At 56.4% G+C, this 18,620-nt stretch carries 11 protein-coding genes and 2 tRNA genes; 8 read left to right on the top strand and 5 right to left on the bottom strand.

Features of this window, described 5'->3' with window-relative positions:
• Positions 1–68 precede the first annotated feature (68 nt).
• A complete protein-coding gene (locus tag ACXAF0_RS00575; protein ID WP_475342843.1) occupies positions 69–587 on the bottom strand; it encodes a prolyl-tRNA synthetase associated domain-containing protein in 519 nt (172 codons plus the stop codon).
• 218 nt (positions 588–805) lie between these two features.
• Here ACXAF0_RS00575 and ACXAF0_RS00570 point away from each other — a divergent pair.
• The 3 genes from ACXAF0_RS00570 to ACXAF0_RS00560 all read left to right on the top strand — a co-directional run bounded on the left by ACXAF0_RS00570 (position 806) and on the right by ACXAF0_RS00560 (position 1,744).
• Positions 806–880, top strand: a tRNA-Gly gene (locus ACXAF0_RS00570).
• 37 nt (positions 881–917) lie between these two features.
• Positions 918–992, top strand: a tRNA-Gly gene (locus ACXAF0_RS00565).
• A 152-nt stretch (positions 993–1,144) separates the two neighbouring features.
• Positions 1,145–1,744, top strand: coding sequence for a DUF488 domain-containing protein (locus ACXAF0_RS00560; RefSeq protein WP_475342842.1), 600 nt, complete (start codon positions 1,145–1,147; stop codon positions 1,742–1,744).
• A gap of 12 nt (positions 1,745–1,756) precedes the next feature.
• On the opposite strand, the gene fabI is transcribed toward ACXAF0_RS00560, so the two are convergent.
• Positions 1,757–2,515, bottom strand: a complete 759-nt coding sequence (fabI, locus tag ACXAF0_RS00555; RefSeq protein ID WP_475342841.1) for an enoyl-ACP reductase FabI — start codon at positions 2,513–2,515, stop codon at positions 1,757–1,759.
• A 366-nt stretch (positions 2,516–2,881) separates the two neighbouring features.
• On the opposite strand from fabI, the gene ACXAF0_RS00550 reads away from it, so the two are divergent.
• From ACXAF0_RS00550 to ACXAF0_RS00540, 3 genes are all read left to right on the top strand, one after another.
• The gene (locus ACXAF0_RS00550) at positions 2,882–7,717 is read left to right on the top strand and encodes an NAD-glutamate dehydrogenase (RefSeq protein WP_475342840.1); all 4,836 of its coding nucleotides are present in this window, start codon (positions 2,882–2,884) and stop codon (positions 7,715–7,717) included.
• A 245-nt stretch (positions 7,718–7,962) separates the two neighbouring features.
• Positions 7,963–8,976, top strand: coding sequence for a zinc metalloprotease HtpX (htpX, locus tag ACXAF0_RS00545; RefSeq protein WP_475342839.1), 1,014 nt, complete (start codon positions 7,963–7,965; stop codon positions 8,974–8,976).
• 195 nt (positions 8,977–9,171) lie between these two features.
• Entirely contained in the window at positions 9,172–10,785 is a 1,614-nt protein-coding gene (locus tag ACXAF0_RS00540) for a hypothetical protein (RefSeq protein ID WP_475342838.1), read from the top strand.
• Between the two features lie 87 nt (positions 10,786–10,872).
• Here ACXAF0_RS00540 and ACXAF0_RS00535 read toward each other — a convergent pair whose 3' ends face one another.
• On the bottom strand, positions 10,873–11,592 hold the full coding sequence (locus tag ACXAF0_RS00535; protein WP_064787759.1) for a Bax inhibitor-1/YccA family protein: 720 nt from the start codon (positions 11,590–11,592) through the stop codon (positions 10,873–10,875).
• A 257-nt stretch (positions 11,593–11,849) separates the two neighbouring features.
• Here ACXAF0_RS00535 and ACXAF0_RS00530 point away from each other — a divergent pair, with 257 nt between their 5' ends.
• Both ACXAF0_RS00530 and ACXAF0_RS00525 read left to right on the top strand, forming a co-directional pair.
• The gene (locus ACXAF0_RS00530) at positions 11,850–13,355 is read left to right on the top strand and encodes a hypothetical protein (RefSeq protein WP_475342837.1); all 1,506 of its coding nucleotides are present in this window, start codon (positions 11,850–11,852) and stop codon (positions 13,353–13,355) included.
• A gap of 109 nt (positions 13,356–13,464) precedes the next feature.
• Complete coding sequence (locus ACXAF0_RS00525) at positions 13,465–15,081, top strand: acyl-CoA synthetase (protein ID WP_475342836.1); 1,617 nt, start codon at positions 13,465–13,467, stop codon at positions 15,079–15,081.
• A 108-nt stretch (positions 15,082–15,189) separates the two neighbouring features.
• Here ACXAF0_RS00525 and ACXAF0_RS00520 read toward each other — a convergent pair whose 3' ends face one another.
• Both ACXAF0_RS00520 and ACXAF0_RS00515 read right to left on the bottom strand, forming a co-directional pair.
• Positions 15,190–17,748 (bottom strand): ABC transporter permease, encoded by a 2,559-nt coding sequence (locus ACXAF0_RS00520; RefSeq protein ID WP_475342835.1) that lies wholly within the window; start codon positions 17,746–17,748, stop codon positions 15,190–15,192.
• On the bottom strand, positions 17,745–18,491 hold the full coding sequence (locus tag ACXAF0_RS00515) for an ABC transporter ATP-binding protein (protein WP_475342834.1): 747 nt from the start codon (positions 18,489–18,491) through the stop codon (positions 17,745–17,747). Before ACXAF0_RS00515 ends, ACXAF0_RS00520 begins: the two co-directional genes overlap by 4 nt.
• Positions 18,492–18,620 lie beyond the last annotated feature (129 nt).

Genomic DNA, 18,620 nt, shown 5'->3' with positions numbered 1-18,620 from the left:
ATGTGATATTGTGTGTCATCTATACTTAAATATAAGCGAATTTAAGGGCTTACTCAGGTGTCCATGGTTCATTTATCTTCTGTCGCAGCGTCTTGGGCATCAAAATCAATGATCATCGCCTCATAGCCGAGAGAGTCGATAAAGGTTAACAGATCTGCCGAAGAAATCGTCGTGGTTCGATCATTTCGCAAGGGGTGAAAGTTCAACATGTCCCCGCTGGCAAGCTTGGCATCAAGCGCCAGTTTGACCTTGTGATCCGCATCATTAAGCAGCGCAAACGGTGTCACCGATCCCGGCTTGATACCCAGCGTTTCGATCAGAAGTTCCGGTTTCCCGAATGACAGGCGCGCACATCCCAACCGTTTGTGCAGGTGATTCATGCGGATTTCTGTCTCTTCCTCGGCCACAACCAGCCACAGCTCACCCTTTTTGTCTTTGACAAACAGGTTCTTGGAATGCAGGCCCGGCAGGTCCCCGCGCAGCTTCTGCGAATCCTCAACCGTAAACAGCGGTTCGTGCTCATGTGTGGTCGTTTCGATGCCCAATTTGGCGAGGTGATCGAAAAGCGGGGTTGATGGATCGCTCATGCTCTTTCCCTTGCGGCTGTGCGCCAAAAGATAACCAAGTTCAAAACCGGACGCAAATTTGCGTAAACCGGGTCGGATTTCGACAATTGAAGCCCGTAAAGTCAAGGAAAACCGCCAGAATTCCCATTGTTACGTTTTCATGGAAAAAAGGGTTGCAATCGCTCTTTGTTGGGCTATTATCCGCGCCGCTCCACAGGGGCAGAAACAACCTGATGAACGCGGGCGTAGCTCAGGGGTAGAGCATAACCTTGCCAAGGTTAGGGTCGAGAGTTCGAATCTCTTCGCCCGCTCCATCAGACCGGTTTCACAATGCATCGCTTTCATGATGATGCGGGCGTAGCTCAGGGGTAGAGCATAACCTTGCCAAGGTTAGGGTCGAGAGTTCGAATCTCTTCGCCCGCTCCATGATGAAAGTTTCCAAAAGGCCGTCCTTCGGGGCGGTCTTTTTGCTTTCGGGCCAGGTTTCTTGATCGTTCCTGCTTGCACGCAAAGGCGATTTATCGTGTGCTTGTGAAATGACTCGGTCAAATTCTCCCCAATTCCCGTCCTCGGGGCGCATGATCTACACCGTTGGCTATGCTGGCCATGACCGGAAAAGTTTGCTTTCGCTGTTTCAGGCGCATGGCATTACGGCGGTGGCCGATATCCGGACTTTCAAGCGATCAAGCTATTGGACGGCGTTCGACTCTGACAGTTTCGGACCATATTTACGTGAAAATGGTATTGCCTATGTCTTTATGGGCGACGTCATGGGCGGCAAGCCGCAAAACCCCGAACTTTACCCTTACGGGCAGCTTGATTATGGCCTGATGGCAGCACGGCCTGATTTCAAAACCGGGATCGAAAGACTGGTTTCGGGGGCGGAAAAGTATCGCATCTGCCTGATGTGTGCCGAGAAGGATCCGCTGGATTGCCATCGCACGCTGCTGATTGCCCCGGCCCTCAAAGATGCCGGTTTTGATCTTTGCCATCTGGTCGATGGGCGGGTTGAAAGCCAATCTGAAACCGATGCGCGCATGATTGCGATCAATGGCGGGGATGCGCCCGATCTGTTTGCAGCTACCGAACCCGATCCGGATGCCGAGGCTAAGCTGGCCCTTGCGCGTCAGATCAAGCGCGTCGCCCCCAAGGCTGAGGATGCCATCAAGCGTCGGTAACCGACTGGGCGATCAGCCCATGATGTTATAGCCACCATCAATATGCACCACGTCGCCTGTCAGCGATTTGGCCCGGTCACTGGCGAGAAACGCCGCCAGTTCGCCAATCTCGTCAATCGTCACCAGGCGATGCGACGGGGCGCGTTCGGTCGCTTCATCCATAAGGTGCTGAAATTCCGCAATGCCCGATGCCGCGCGGGTTAAAAGCGGCCCCGGTGAAATCGCATGGCAACGAATGCCCTTGGGTCCAAGCTCGGCCGCCATATAGCGAGTCGTACTTTCAAGCGCTGCCTTGACCGGCCCCATGACGCCATAATGATCAATAACCCGTTCCGATCCCATATAGGTCACGGTCAGAAGGGCGCCGCCATCGCGCATCAGTGGCTCGGCGCGTTTGGCAAGTCGGGCAAAGGAATGACACGAAATATCCATTGCCGCCAAAAACCCGTCGCGTGAGCAATCGACCACCCGTCCATGCAGGTCATCTGCCGGGGCAAAGGCGATGGAATGCAGGACAAAATCAAGCTTTCCCCATTTCTGTTCGATTTCGGCAAAAAGCGCATCTTCGTCCGCAGTGTTACGGACATCAAACGGGGCAAAGATCGGCGTTTCGATCTCTTCGGCCAGCGGTTTGACAAAGCGCTTGGCCTTTTCATTCAAATAGGTCACCGCGATGTCTGCATCTTCGCGTTTGAAAACGCGGGCACAGCCCCAGGCGATGGACAATTCATTGGCAATTCCGACGATCAGCCCTTTTTTGCCTTCAAGCATGCGATGGTTCCTTTTCGGATCATGTGCGAGTGCGAAGTGATCGGTAAAATGGGGCGTCTTTCAAAGTGTACCGGGTTTTGCGCTGCAAAAAAGTGCAAAATTCTGTGACAATCACGCCTTGCCGATGATTTTGCGCCTACAGGCTAGTCTGTTGGTTAAATGAATTTTTTTTGTGCAGAAGCATAGTTTTTAGGCAGATGATCCGTTATGTGTAGGCTTACGGGCGCGCGGGGTCTTCAGGTGCCTGCATGATGGAAAATCCCGCTCTACGTCCCAAATAAAGCAAAATCAGTGGTGTGTTGCACCGGTCGCAAAGATCGGTGTTTCGGTTCTGGCAAACAGAACCGGGAAAAAGGGAAATTGGTCATGAAAGCCCGAAACGGCGACCCAAAGCGGGAAGTCATCGACAAGGTTGTCGAGAAAATCCATCAGCGAATGTCTGGCGAAACGGCGAAGGATGCAGAAGCATTCGTTCGCCTTTTTTATAAGGATGTTCCGCCTGACGACATGGCGGGTCGATCTGTCGACTCGCTTTATGGCGCGGCACTTACACTTTACAAATTCGCGCAAAAGCGCCCTGCGGCCGATACGGCGAAAATCCGGGTCTATAACCCCGATCTCGAAGAGCATGGCTGGACGTCCGATCACACGGTGATCGAAATCAACAATACCGACATGCCGTTCCTGGTGGACTCGGTCACAGCCGCCCTGCATGAACTTGATCTGACGGTGCATCTTGTCATTCACCCGATCATGCGCATCGAACGTAATGACAAGGGCGACCTGCAGCGTGTCGCCGGTGTCGAGGAAACCGATGATCCGCGTGAATCGGTCATGCATGTCGAAATTGACGAACAGACCGACAAGGACGTGCTTGCCAAGGTTCATGACCGGCTTGAAAACAGCCTGACCGATGTCGCGCTTGCCGTACGCGACTGGCAGCCGATGCTTAAAAAGGTCACCGAAGTTCTCGATGAAATCGGCGAGTTCAAGGCGGGTGCCACCGATGAGGACCGCCGTGAAGTGCAGGATTTCCTCGGTTGGCTGCACAACGATCACTTCACCTTCCTCGGCTACCGGGAATACAGCTTCAAGACCGGTGGCAAAAAGGCCGCCGTCGATGTCGAAGTCAAAAACCAGCTCGGCATTTTGTCGCGTGAAGGCACCCACGTCTTTGACGAGTTGCGCCAGATCGGCAACCTGTCGGCCGAGGTGCAGGATTTTGTAACCAAGCCGAACCTTTTGATGGTCACCAAGGCCAACAAGCAGTCCACCGTGCACCGTTCCGTGCATCTCGATACCATTGTCGTCAAACAGTTCGACGCCAAGGGCAAGGTCGTTGGTCAGCACCTGTTTGTCGGCCTGTTCACCTCGGTCGCCTATAACCTGAGCCCGCGTCTGATCCCGCTTCTGCGCATGAAACTGGCCGAGACGGTAAAGCGTGCCGGTTTCCCGCCAGCAAGTCACGATGGCAAGGCGCTGGTCAATATCCTCGAAACCTATCCGCGTGATGAGCTGTTCCAAGTTGATCTCGATGACCTTTATCATACCTGCATGGGCATCCTGCATCTTCAGGAACGCCAGCGTATTGCGTTGTTTGTGCGCCGTGATGCCTTTGAACGCTTTGTCTCCTGTCAGCTGTTCTGCCCGCGTGATCGCTTCACGACCAAGCTGCGACTGAAATTCCAGACGGTGATTGAAAATGCCTTTGATGGCAAGGTGACCGCCCACTACACCCTGATTGGCGATAGCCCGCTGGCACGTCTGCATTTGCTGGTGAAAACCAATCCGGGCGAATTGCCAGAATACAGTGTCGCCGATATCGAACGCCAACTGGTCGAAGCGGCCCGTGACTGGTCCGATACCCTGCGTCAGGTGCTTGTGCGTGAACTGGGCGAAGAACGCGGTTTGGCCCTGCATCGTCGCTACGGCGAAAGCTTCTCGACAGATTACCGCGAACGTTTCACGGTCGAAAGTGCCGAGCTTGATATCGAACGCATCGAAGAGGTCATCCAGGCCAATGACCTTCGGGTAAACCTTTATCGCCCGATCGAAGCTGCCGAGAACGAGCTGCGCTTCAAGATCTATAACCCCGGTGCACCGGTGCCGCTGTCTGATGTCCTGCCCATGCTTGAAAACATGGGGCTTAAGGTCATCACCGAGAATCCCTTTACGGTCAGCCCGCGCGATGTCGATACCGATGTCCGCATTCATGATTTCGGGGTTGAGGTCGACGGCGAATTCAGCCTGCATGACGTGCGCAACAAGTTCCAGGAACTGTTTGTCCGCATGTGGCATGGCGAAGTTGAAAACGATGCCTTCAACCGTCTTGTCCTGTTGGGCAACCTGCATTGGCGCGAAGTCGTTATTTTGCGTGCCTATGCGCGTTATACCCGCCAGACCGGTTCTGCTTTCTCGCAAGCCTATATGGCCAAAACCCTTGCCAACAATCCGGCACTGGCGTCCGCCCTGGTATCGCTGTTTGTCGCGCGCTTTGACCCGGACCGCGATCCGGGCCTGGCGGCCGAGGTTGAAGCGATTGAAGCCGATATCATCACCCGCCTTGAAGATGTGATGAACCCGGATGAGGACCGCATTTTGCGCGCCTTCCTCAATCTGGTGCAGGCGACCTTGCGCACCAACTTCTTCCAGCATGATGCGGATGGAAATCCGAAATCCTATCTGTCGGTCAAATTCAATTCCTCCATCATCGAAGATTTACCACTGCCCCGTCCGTGGCGTGAGATTTTTGTCTATTCCCCGCGGGTCGAAGCCGTTCATCTGCGCGGTGGTCCGGTTGCCCGTGGCGGAATTCGCTGGTCAGATCGTCAGGAAGATTTCCGCACCGAAATCCTTGGTCTGGTCAAAGCCCAGATGGTCAAGAACGCGGTCATCGTTCCGGTCGGTTCCAAGGGTGGCTTTGTCGTCAAACGCCCGCCGGTCGATGGCACGCGTGAAGCGTTCCTCGAAGAAGGCATTGCCTGCTACAAAACGCTCATGAGCGGGATGCTCGATATCACCGACAACATCGTTGCCGGTGATATCATTCCGCCAGAACGGGTACGTCGTATTGATGACGATGATCCGTATCTGGTTGTTGCGGCCGATAAGGGCACGGCGACCTTCTCCGATATTGCCAATGGTGTAGCGCGCGATTACGGCTTCTGGCTCGATGATGCCTTTGCCTCTGGCGGGTCGCAGGGCTATGACCACAAGAAAATGGGCATCACCGCCCGTGGTGCGTGGGAGTCGGTCAAACGCCACTTCCGCGAAATGGGCAAGAACATCCAGACCACGCCGTTTACCGTCGCGGGTGTTGGTGACATGTCGGGCGATGTGTTTGGCAATGGCATGTTGCTGTCCGAACAGATCAAGCTGGTCGCGGCGTTCAACCACATGCATATCTTTGTCGATCCGGACCCGGACCCGGCCAAAAGCTTTGCCGAACGCAAACGTCTGTTTGATATGCCGCGGTCAAGCTGGACCGACTATGACAAGAAAACCCTGTCCAAGGGCGGTGACATCTTTGATCGCAAGGCCAAGACCCTTGATCCCTCTCCCGAAGTCCGCAAGGTGTTGGGGCTTGGCAGTGGCAAGGTCACCCCGGCTGAGATGATGAAGGCGATCCTGAAATCCGACGTCGAACTTCTGTGGTTTGGCGGGATCGGGACCTATATCAAATCGAACCTCGAAACCAATGCCGATGCCGGCGACCGTGCCAACGATGCCATCCGCATCAATGGTCGCGAAGTCCGCGCAAAGGTGGTCGGCGAGGGTGCTAACCTTGGCGCAACCCAGCGCGGGCGCATCGAATACGCTCATGCCGGGGGGCGTCTCAATACCGATGCCATTGATAACGCAGCGGGTGTGAACTGCTCGGACCACGAGGTCAATATCAAGATCCTTGTTGGCGAAGTGGTTGCCGCCGGCGACATGACCGAAAAGCAGCGTAACAAGCTTCTGGTCGACATGACCGACGAGGTCGGCGATCTGGTGCTGCGTGATAACTATCTGCAAAGCCAGGCAATCTCGAATGCCGATGCGGAAAGTGCCGATATTCTGGATGCGCAGGTCCGCTTGATCCGCATGCTCGAACGCGAAGGGCGGCTTAATCGCGAAATCGAATATCTTCCCGATGACGAGGAACTCACCCGTCGTGCCAACGCGCATGAAGGTCTGACTCGTCCGGAAGTTTCGGTTCTGATGCCCTATGCGAAATTGTGGCTCTATGACGAGATCCTTGAGTCCGATTTGCCAGATGATCCGGTTCTGGTCGAAGAACTGGTGCGCTATTTCCCGACGGCACTCCGCAAGAAATACGCTGATGCGATTTCAAACCACCGTTTGAAACGTGAAATCATTGCGACTGTTGCGACCAACAGTCTGGTCAACCGCGTTGGTGGCACCTTTGTCCACGACATGATGGAAGCCACCGGCATGTCGGCGGTTGATGTGTCGCGCGGCTATCTGATCACGCGGTCTGTCTTCTCGCTCAGGGATTTGTGGGACGGGATCGAAGCGCTTGATAACGTCGTGCTGGCCAAACTCCAGACCGGCATGTTCCGTGAAATCAACCGCATGGTGAACGATGTAACCCTGTGGTTCCTGCGCAATTGCGAGGACCTCAATGTCGGCGAAAAGATCGAAATGTTCCGCCCGGCAGTGTCCAAGGTGATCGAAAGCTTCGAGGAAATCGTGCCCGAGGATGCCGCCGCCCGCAAGGCAGTGGCAGAAAAGGCCAAATCACTCGTGGCGCAAGGCGTCCCCGAAGACATCGCATGGCGGGTGGCATCCGCAACCCAGCTGGTGGCGATCTGTGACGTTGTTCGTATTGCTGAGGCAACCGGACGGGATGTCATCGAAGTCTCGTCCACCTACTTTGCGGTCGGTGCACGCTTCCAGCTTGGTCTGATGCGGTCTGCCGCCGAGTCTATTGAGGCTGATACCTACTGGCAGAAACTGGCCCGTGCAGCCGTGATCGATGATCTGTTCGGCCATCAGCGCGAACTGACCCGTTCGGTTCTGGCCGCGGGAAAGAAAGGCACATCGGGTTCTGATCTGCTTGATATCTGGGTGCAGGATCGTCAACGTGGCTGCGCGCGCTGTGATGATCTGATCAACGAACTGCGCTCGGCCGGTCAGATCGATCTTGCCATGATCACGGTTGCCAACCGCCAGATCCGGGCCCTCACCGGGGCGTAGGTTTGGTCGATTGGCAACAATTTCCAAGCAACGGGGAGTCGGTCGGCTCCCCGTTGCCTTTTTCAAGCCTGTGCTGCATTAGCAGATTGTCGGAAATCCTGCACCAGCGGGTGCTGTCCGAGCCTTTTGGAACCGCTTAGGGATGGTGCTGTGAACAGCATCTCCGCTTGATTGGATTTGCGCCTTGCGAAAACGAGCCGGTCCGCTATCTGTGACAACAGAGTGTTTGGAAAGATGGGCTCAGCATGAATTACGTGCGTACAGGTTTGTTACTCGCCGGGTTGACCGCGTTGTTTGGTGCGGTCGGCATGATGATTGGCGGGCAACAGGGCATGATTATTGCGCTGCTGTTTGCAGCGGCCATGAACGTGTTCGCCTATTGGAATTCCGATGCGATGTTGCTGCGCATGCGCAGTGCACGGCAGGTGGATGACAAAATCGCACCCGAACTGGTGGCGATGGTGCGTGACCTTGCTCGCAATGCCGATCTGCCGATGCCCAAGGTTTATGTGATCGAAAACCCGCAACCCAACGCCTTTGCCACCGGTCGCAACCCGGAAAATGCCGCCGTGGCGGCAACCACGGGGCTGCTCAAGCTCCTCGATCGTAACGAAATTGCGGGCGTCATGGCCCATGAACTGGCACACGTTAAAAACCGTGACACCCTGACCATGACCATCACAGCGACCATCGCCGGTGCCATTTCAGCGCTTGCCAACTTTGCAATGTTTGCCGGGATTTTTGGTGGCGGGCGGAGTGACAATAACAATCCGCTGGGCGGGATCGGCATGATCCTGATTGCCATTCTGGCCCCGATGGGCGCGATGATCGTGCAAATGGCAATCTCGCGCACCCGCGAATATGAGGCGGACAAGATCGGGGCGGAAATCTGTGGTCATCCGATGTGGCTGGCCTCTGCATTGAACAAGCTTGATAAGGGCGTACATGCGGTGCCCAACATGGATGCCGAACGCAATCCTGCAACCGCCCACATGTATATTGCCAATCCACTGTCAGGGAAGGGGGGTGATAACCTGTTTTCAACCCACCCCAATATGGCCAACCGCATTGCCCGCCTGCAGGCCATGGCGGGTGCTTCGCAAAGCTCCGCGCACAGCCCGGCGCAAGGCCGTCAACCCGCAAAAACACCCCGGACTGCCAAGCCCGCATCTACCCGTGGCCCTTGGGGTCGCAAGGCTGCGAAACCTGCCACGTCCAAACGTACCTCGTCGCGTCAGCGCAAACGGCCCTGGGAATGATAAACAGGGTAAAACCCTGTTTCCTCGGATGGTTGTGTCCCCTAACTAGGGGTCGTTTATCCTATTCTTCGGTATGATGAAATTGGCAATGCACGGCATTGACCAACCGGAAATACAGGACGAAAATGTTCTGACAAAAGTCTTGCACCCCCTGCGACCGAGGTTCCGAAATGCAGGGGACGGATAAGGACAATAATGGCTGGTTTCTGGTCAATCGTAGGCCTCGTGTTCAAATCCTTGATCACGGGCTCTGAAACTGTCGATGACATGGGGGATGGTGCCGGAGATGATCTGGCGGCAGATGATGTGTTGTGCCGATATGGCATTGCCCGTTTTTCCCCCTCCGAGCTCAATGCCCATATCGGGGCAGACTCTGCCGATGAAGTTTCTGAACTTGTGGCCGCTGCCTTGAAGGCCGTCCCGGATAGTGCCCGAGTAACGGTCGATCAGTTCTTTTCACCCAATCCCGATGCCGCCGACCCGTTTCAGGCGAGCCGCGAAGCCCAGCTTGGCGTGCTTAATATGGCACATCGCAAGGATGCCGATACGGTCTTCTGGGGTCGTCAGGATGCCAGCAACGGCCACCTTGATCTGCATATGGTCAGTGATGCGCTGACATCGTCGCTCTATGACCTGATGCTGCCCCAGACCTACAGTTTCCGCCAACCAGCCCACGCCGATGTGTCAGAAGCCCTGCGTGTCCTTCTGACAGCACAACTGGTGTTGAAATCCCGTGGCGGCGAACAGCGTGCCCTTCAAATCGCCCGGTTATCGGCGATTATGGAAGACCTTCAGGATCGCATTCTGGGTGGTGATGTCTTTTCGCAGGCGGGGGCTGGCGTGGCACTGGCTTACGGGTTTGGCGCGTTCGTGCTGTCCGAAACCGGGGATCGGTCCTATTGCGCCAGTGCGCTGCGCGTCATGGAACCCTATATCCGCCAAATGGTCAGCGATATCGCCGACAAAACATCGGCGATCGGTACCGCAGCTCCCACCGGGCTTAAGGGCGAAGCACTTGATGGTGCAGATCAGGGCGGGCAGGAAAACCAACTGTCAGACCTTCTTGACCGGGTCACTGATTTTTCCAAGGTCAATCCGCGCACGACGGCCGCACTTGCACTTTATGGGGCGCTTGTGAACTGGTCGCTGGTGGCCAATCTCATGGTGCGGTCCGGAGCATTGTCGATTGCGATCTGGAGCATGCTGGAACGCCGGATCGAACTTTCCATGGGCTCGCCGGTCGATCGGGCGCTGTCGATCTGCAAACTGGGTGAGGCCATGGTGCTCACCGGCAAGGACAAGGAAGACGCCAAGCTTGTCGATAAGGGGGCCGGTCATTACCGTCGCGCACTTGGCATGATCAATGCCCGAGTGCATGGACCGTTATATGCATCAATTGCCTATGGTCTGGCCGAGGCGATTGTATCTTCGGCAACCATTCGGGATGTCACCATTCCCGATACCCAGGTTGTCCCGGTCTTTCAGGCAGCGCTCAAGGTCTGCGCACGCCGTGATCATCCCTATATCTGGGGCCGGATCATGTTTGCGCTCGCGACCGTCTATCTGACCAACGGCAACCTGCACGAGGATGTCGAAATGCTCACCCACGCGCGGATGAGCTACTCCCAGGCTTATGAGGCATTCAACGAAGCCGGTGCAAAGGGGGCGGCACGTGCAGCATCAGGCGGTTATACCCGTTCGGAAAACTTCCTTTCCCAGCTTGGTCATCGTAACGCCGTGATCGATGCGACCGGTGGCAGTGGGAATGGTGATGCGCAGACAGACAAGGACACCGCCGACGCCTCCTGATCTTTTGCAGTGCGCTTTTGCTCCGACAAAAAGAAACCCCCGCAGCGGGTGCTGCGGGGGTTTTTGACTGCATATGCCAGCTTACTTCTATTCGCGGTTACCGAAGAAGTGCAGCAGCATGATGAACAGGTTCACGAAGTCGAGATACAGACGCAGCGCACCGAACAGGGCTTTTTTGCCTGCGGTCGTTGCATCATCATGCTCGTGATACTCTTCCTTGATTTTCTGGGTGTCATAGGCGGTAAGGCCCGTGAAGATCAGAACACCAGCCGCCGAAATGACGAACTGCAGCATCGTGCTGGCAAGGAAGATGTTCACCACCATCGCGATGATGATACCGATCAGACCCATGAACAGGAAGCTGCCCCAGCCCGACAGGTCTTTCTTGGTGGTGTAGCCAAACAGGCTCATCGCACCAAAGGTACCCGCGGTGATGAAGAACGTACGAGCAATCGACTCACCGGTATAAACCAGGAAGATCGATGCCAGGGACAGACCCATCAAACCGGCATAGATCCAGAATGTCGCCTGTGCGGCACCAAAGCTCATCTTGTGGATGCGTGCGCTCAGGAAGAAGACAAGCCCGATCGGGGCCAGCATGACAATCCAGTGCAGTCCAGTGCCGAAAATAGCCTGCATCAGGGTCGGGCTGGTCGACACAGCCATTGCCACGATACCGGTCAGGGCAAGTGCAGATGCCATGTAGTTGTAGACACGCAGCATATAGGCGCGGAGACCTTCATCGATCTCGGCCGCCGACCGGCCAACCGAGACGTCATAGCCGCGTTGACGCGTTTCAAAAGCCATTGAAATCCCTCTTTGATCCAATAATGAGCAGAAGGCACTGATATACCTCTGCGATGATCAAAATATGGCAGGATTTTTGTGAAAAGCAACGTTTTGCCAGAATGGGTGCGCTTGGGTTGTCCTCAGATGTGAAATTGTTCACTCTTGATATGACGCTATCGTGAAATCCCCCGATAACGACAGGCTTTTCAAACCGGTCTATAATGAGGGCTGCGGGACTCGCAAAGCATTCCATCAACGCGTACAGACCCGGCCAAATGTTAAGCCCGATCAAACGCCATATATCGCCACCAAACCCGGTCCGCGCTTTCGTGCGCGTACTGGTCTCGGGCGCCCTGATTGCGGGGTTTGTGTGTGCAACCGCAGCAAACGGGCAGGCGCAAAATGCCAACCTTCAACGTACCCCCGGCGATGGTGATATTCCGGTCTTTACCAATAGCTATAACGCATCGGAATTCTGTGCCGATGGCAGCGGTGATGCACCATGCGCCATTGCCCCGGTCGATGTGCCGGAATTTGATGCCAGTTTTGTCTACCGATTTCTCGCCTATCACGCGCAGCGCCCGTTTGATCGTTTTTCCTGGCAGGCTTTCACGGCGCTGATGAGCCCGCTTGATCAGGCGGATCAGAAAGCCCATTGGGAAAGCTTCCCGACACGGCGCGATCTGTTTGCCGAGATCACCTATCCCAATCCGGCCTGCGCGGATGATTTGCCCGATGGGCATTTGTTGCTGGCAAGCTATCTGCAATCGACGGGTGATGTCCTGATTGATCAGGCGGGCAATTTTGTTTTGTTTGAAACCCGCATCAATCCGGTTGCGGCCGATTATATCACCGCCAAGGCCCTGCAAACCCGTTCCGGTCGGGCGGCCTTCGCCAAATCCGGGCAGGCCATCGACTTCCCGACCGGCGATCCGGACCCCGAAATGGCCGATGCGGTGAAGTTGGCATCAGTCAAAGCTGCCTCCAGCAATGAGCCGGCCATTCCCGCGGCAGCGCCCGGTCAGATGGGCGCGCAACTACTGAAATTCGCATGGCGCATTCTGCCCAACGATGAAGCGTTGCAGAACGATCGCTATCTCACCCGTACCGCACGGATTTCGCTTGGCGGGGATCAGACGCTTGATGGGCAGGCCAAATGTCTTGATGTCATGGTCGGGCTCGTTGGCATGCATCTGGTGCAACGGGTGGCCAGTGGCAACGGGGATCGCTGGATCTGGTCGAGTTTCGAGCATGTCGACAATGTCCCGTTGGCCGCCAATGCGCGGCGCCCAAACAGCATCATCACCAAGGAGCCGTTTGAAGACGGTTGTCTTGCGCCAGGTTCTGTCGATCAGGCCTACGCTTTCTATGGCGGAAAGACGGCCAGTGGCAGCCCGGCCAATCAGCCGATCTCCGAGATACTGAAATGGGCCGATCATGCGCCCTTTGCTCGTCTGACATCGGGCGACAGGCCGACATCACCCGATATCGTCCGCTGCTGGCGCCTGTTTTCCGGCACGGCCGAAAGCAACTTTGTCTGGCAGAACAAGCTGTCTGGCACGGTTTGGGCAAACTACATGCTGCTCGGCACCCAATGGATCGGCAATCCGGGCGGCGCACCGTTTGGCGTTGGCGAGGTGCCACGTTTTCTGACCAACAGCACGCTTGAAAGCTTCATGCAGGATCAGGCGGATGCCACCTGTCTTGGCTGTCACGCACGGGCTACCAGCGATGCCGGGCAGATATCGAACTTCACCTTCCTGCTTGATCCGGGCAACTGACAAACCCCGAACAGAGAGACCTTCCAATTTCCCCCGATTGCCACTAGCATGCTTCGCAACATTTGCCGCACCCAAAAACAAAGAACAGCGGCGAATTCAGGGAGGAAATATGTTGGGCAGTCGTTCTGACTATGCTTCGGTGCGTTCGCAATTCTCATGGAACGTGCCAACCCACTTTAATATTGGCGTCGATGTTTGCGACAAATGGGCAGACGATCCGGATCGTCTGGCATTGATGCATCGCAGACGCGATGGCACGCGCCGTGACTACACCTTTTCACAGATCAAGCGCTTGTCGAACCGCTTTGCCAATGTCATGCGCCGTCATGGCATACGGCGCGGCGACCGGGTGGGGATCTTGTTGCCGCAAAGCCCGGAAACGGCAATTGCCCATGTCGCGACCTATAAAATGGGTGGTATTGCCGTGCCGCTCTTTACCCTGTTTGGGGTGGATGCGCTGGAATACCGTCTGGGCAACTGTGCGGCCAAGGCTTTGGTGACCGACAAGGAGGGCGCGGCCAAAATCGCTGAAATCCGCGATCTGTTGCCTGCCCTTGAATATGTCTATGTCATCGATGGCGCGCCGGATCATTGTTTTGATTTTAAGGCCCTGTCATCAGAAGCCAGTGACGAATTCGAACCGGTCAACACCCGGGCCGATGAACCGGCCCTGATCATTTACACATCGGGCACCACCGGGCAGCCGAAAGGGGCGCTGCATGCCCATCGGGTATTGCTGGGACATTTGCCCGGTGTCGAGATGTCACATGATTTCTTCCCCGAAGACGGCGATGTCATGTGGACCCCGGCCGACTGGGCGTGGATTGGCGGGCTTTTGGATGTTCTGCTGCCCGCCTGGCATCATGGCGTGCCGGTCGTGGCGCACCGGTTTGAAAAATTCACGCCCGAAGATGCCTTTCGCCTGATGGCGGAATATGGCGTGCGCAATACCTTCCTGCCGCCAACGGCCCTTAAGATGATGCGCGCTGCTGGTGATGAAATGGCGCAAAGGTTCAATTTCACACTGCGCTCGATCGCAAGCGGTGGAGAAACATTGGGGTCCGAACTTCTTGATTGGGGGCGTCGGGTGTTTGGCGTCACCATCAACGAGTTTTATGGCCAGACCGAATGCAACATGGTGGTCAGTTCCTGTCAGTCGATCATGGACTCAAAACCCGGTGTTATGGGCCGTCCGGTGCCGGGGCATGATGTTGCGGTGATTGATCTGGGGGGCAAGGTTCTGGAACCCGGCGAAATGGGCCGCATTGCCGTGCGTGCGCCCGATCCGGTGATGTTCCTTGAATATTGGCGCAATCCCGAAGCCACCCGTGACAAGTTTGTCGGCGAATGGCTTCTGACCGGCGATATGGGCTGTGTCGATTCTGATGGCTATATCCGCTTTGTCGGGCGTGATGATGATGTCATCAGCTCGGCCGGTTATCGCATCGGTCCGGGCGAGATCGAAGATTGCCTGATTGCCCATCCCGCCATCCGCATGGCCGGTGTCATCGGTAAACCCGATGATCAGCGTGGCCAGATCGTAAAGGCCTTTGTCGTGCTGGCTGATGGCTTTGTCCAAAACCCGGAGCTTGAAAACGAAATCAAGGACTTCGTTAAAACCCGGTTGGCCGCGCACGAATACCCGCGCGAGATCGCCTTCCTCGATCAATTGCCGATGACAACGACCGGCAAGGTCGTGCGGCGTGCCTTGCGCGACATCGCCTGACCCTCAAGCCGTGATTTCAAATCGATATCAAAACGGTTTTTGCAAAAAACAAGGCCGGGCCCCTCTGGATCCGGCCTTGTTTGTTTAAGCTCGTTTGTGCCGGTTGGCTTATTCGTTGCGCAGCATCGGCGCTGCCGGACTGCGCAGTGCCTGCCAGGTGCCGACGAAGCCCGCGGCCAGTGTGGCAAACAGGCCGATCGCAATTGGTCCGATGATGGTCATTGGCAACAGCACCCAGTTGGCCTCCATGATCAAAACCAGCACCGACCAGGCGGCCACCGATCCGACAAAGGCCGCGATCACGCCGGTCGCAAGGCCAAGGATTCCGTATTCCAGCGCATAGGCATACAGAATGTTGGATCGTGTCGCGCCCAATGTCTTGAGCACCACGGCGTCATAGATGCGTTTGCGGCGCCCGGCCGCAACCGCCCCGCCCAGCACCAGCACGCCGGCGACAATCGCAATCATGCTGGTCGCATTAAGCGCCGTACCGATCCCGGCCAGAATGGCATTGGCGGCTTCAAGTGCCTCACGCACCCGGATGGCCGACACGTTCGGGAAGTCCATGCCGATCATGCGATCAACCGGTTCCTCCATTTCGCGCGGCATATGGGCAGTCGCGATCAGGCTATAGGGCGCTTTGTCGATCAGGCCGGGTGAAAACACCATGGCGAAGTTCATGCGAAGGCTCTGCCATTCGATCTCGCGCCAGTTGGCGATTTCGGCTGTGATGTCGCGGCCCAGCACATTGATGGTCAGGGTATCGCCCGGCTCAAGGTCAAAGGCATTGCCGATATCCGCACTGATCGAGACCAGCGGCTTGGCGGCATCATTGTAATCAGCCGGCCACCATTCGCCCCGCACCAGTTTGGTTTCGGGCGGTGGGCTGGCCGCAAAGGTCAACCCGCGGTCACCGCGCAGGAACCAGCGATCATCGCCCGGTCCGACATCGTTGGAATCAACGCCATCGACCGCCGTCACCCGACCCCGCAGCATCGGTGTTTGTTCGATATCCGAAACGTTGTTTTGCGCCAGAAGCTGACCCCGGAACTGATCGATCTGATCCGGGCGAATATCAAGGAAGAAGAAGGCCGGGGCAGAATCCGGCAGGTTCTCGTTGATCTCGTTATCGAGGTTGCCCTCGATCCCCGAAATCGTCACGAGTAACGTCAGCCCCAATCCAAGCGACAGAGCAACCGGCACGGTGCTCGCCCCCGGACGGTGCAGGTTGGCCAGTGCCAGTCTGGAAAAGGCACTGCGTCCTGTGATCAACCGTTTCGAAAGGGATACGATACTTTGCCCGGCATAGGTGAAAATCACCACGGCCGCCGCCGACCCGCCAATAAAGCCAAGGGCAATCGCCTTGTCGGTCGCGGTCAGGACGGTAAGGATCAGCAACAGAACCAGCGGCACGCCGATATAGGGCAGGTCACGCTTGCGCACCGGACTGCCGCTGAACAGTCCTGCACTGGCCCGGAACAATCGTGCTGCCGGGATCTCACGTGCCCTTAACAAGGACGGCAGGGCAAAGACCAAAGTGGTCAAAACGCCAAAGCTGGTCGCAATGATCAGCGACGGCAATGCCGGCCCCAATGTCACATCAATCGGCAGCCGCCCGGACAGGAGCGGCGCAATCAAAGCCGGTGTCACTGCACCGATCAGAAGCCCGATACCAATCCCGATCAGGGCCAGCACAAGGATCTGCAGGAAGTAAATCCGAAGCACCAGCGCATGCGATGCGCCGATGGATTTCAGCGTGGCAATGACGGATGTTTTGCTTTCGATATGGCTGCGCACCGCATTGGCCACTCCAATACCGCCAACCAGCAGCGCCGAAAGACCGACAAGGGTCAGGAACAGGGTCAGCCGTTCGATAAAGCGTTTCAGACCCGGGTTGGCATTGGCCGTATCGCGAATACGCCAGCCCGCCTCTTCGAACCGCTCTTCAAGCCGTTCGCGAAAGGCGGTCGGGGTTTCATTATCATTGATATCCAAAGCGTAATAATAGCGGATCAGGCTGCCCGGCTGGACCAGCCCGGTCTCCATCAACCCGTCCATCGACACCATCAGGCGCGGGCCAAAGTTGAAAAAGCCAACCGCCTTATCGGGCTCCGTCGCAATCACGCCACGGATCTGAACATCGATATCACCAAGGGCAACCGTATCACCGACATTGATCCGAAGCCGTTCTAGCAAGCCGGCCTCGGTCACGGCCCCCCAGACGCCATCCTTCTGATCAAGGATCCCGTCAAAGGGCACACCATCAACAAGCTCCATCTCGCCAAACAGCGGATAGGCGTCATCAACCGCCTTGAGCTCCACCAGTCGGCGCTGGTCCGGGCCATAGGCGGTGGTGCGCATGGTCGCCAGTTCGGCAACCCGTTCGGTGTTGGCGGTCAGCCATTCGATCTGATCGCCGGTGGCTTCCTGATGGGTCAGGCGCAGTTCAACGTCACCGCCCAAAAGCTTGCGCCCGTCACGCTCGAGCGCCGATAGAACGGATTCCGAAACGTTTCCGACCGCCGCGATTGAGCCGACGCCAAGCGCAAGGCAGGCCAGAAAAATACGAAAACCCGACAGCCCGCCGCGCAATTCGCGCCGGCAGACCCGCGAGGCAATGGACCAAAGGCGGTTAGCACCTTCTGAGGGGGAAGAAGCTGTGCTCATGATTGCGATTCCAGATGCGAAACGATTTCGCCGTCCCGTAGCATCACTGTGCGGTCGCACCGCTCGGCAAGCCCCGGATCATGGGTAATCAAAAGCAAGGTCGACCCGCGCCGTTTGGTCAGATCAAACAGCAATTCAATAATCGTTTCACCGGTCGTGCCATCAAGGTTGCCGGTCGGCTCATCGGCCAGCAAAAGCTCCGGATCGGTGGCAAGCGCACGGGCAAGTGCCACGCGCTGCTGCTCCCCGCCTGACAGCTGTCCGGGATAGTGATCGGTACGATGGCCGAGCCCGACATGTTCAAGTTCCGCACGCGCCTTTTCAAAGGCATCCTTGCGTCCGGCGAATTCCATCGGAAGCGCAACGTTTTCCAATGCGCTCATGGTCGGGATCAGATGGAAGTCCTGAAACACGATGCCGACATGATGGCGGCGATACAGCGCCAGCCCGTCTTCATCAAGGGCGCGCAAATCCTCGCCGCAGACTTTCACCACACCTTCCTGAGCTTGTTCCAGTCCGGCAATAACCATCAAAAGCGATGTCTTGCCCGAGCCCGACGGACCGACAAGTGAGACGCGCTCGCCTGCGCCAATCGAAAGATCGACCCCTTTAAGGATCTCGACAATCCCGGCCGGACCCTGCAGCCGCAGCTTCAGGTTTTGCACATCAATTGTCTGTTTTGGCGCTTCACCAGATGCCGCGATATTTTGTTCCGGTATCGTGGTGGTTTCGGTCACACTCATTTCAGGTCCTATCGGGTTGTCCGTTGCAAGATCAACAAAGCAGGTTACATAAGCTTACGGATCAGGACGTTTCTGGTTCAGACTTCTTTTGATCTGAATGACTTCTGTCTACGTTCTATAAGGGTAAAC

This window comes from Thalassospira sp. ABD4_177, assembly GCF_056160125.1.
Note: the sequence above shows the minus strand (reverse complement) of the source record. Positions and strands in the feature narration are given on the sequence as shown.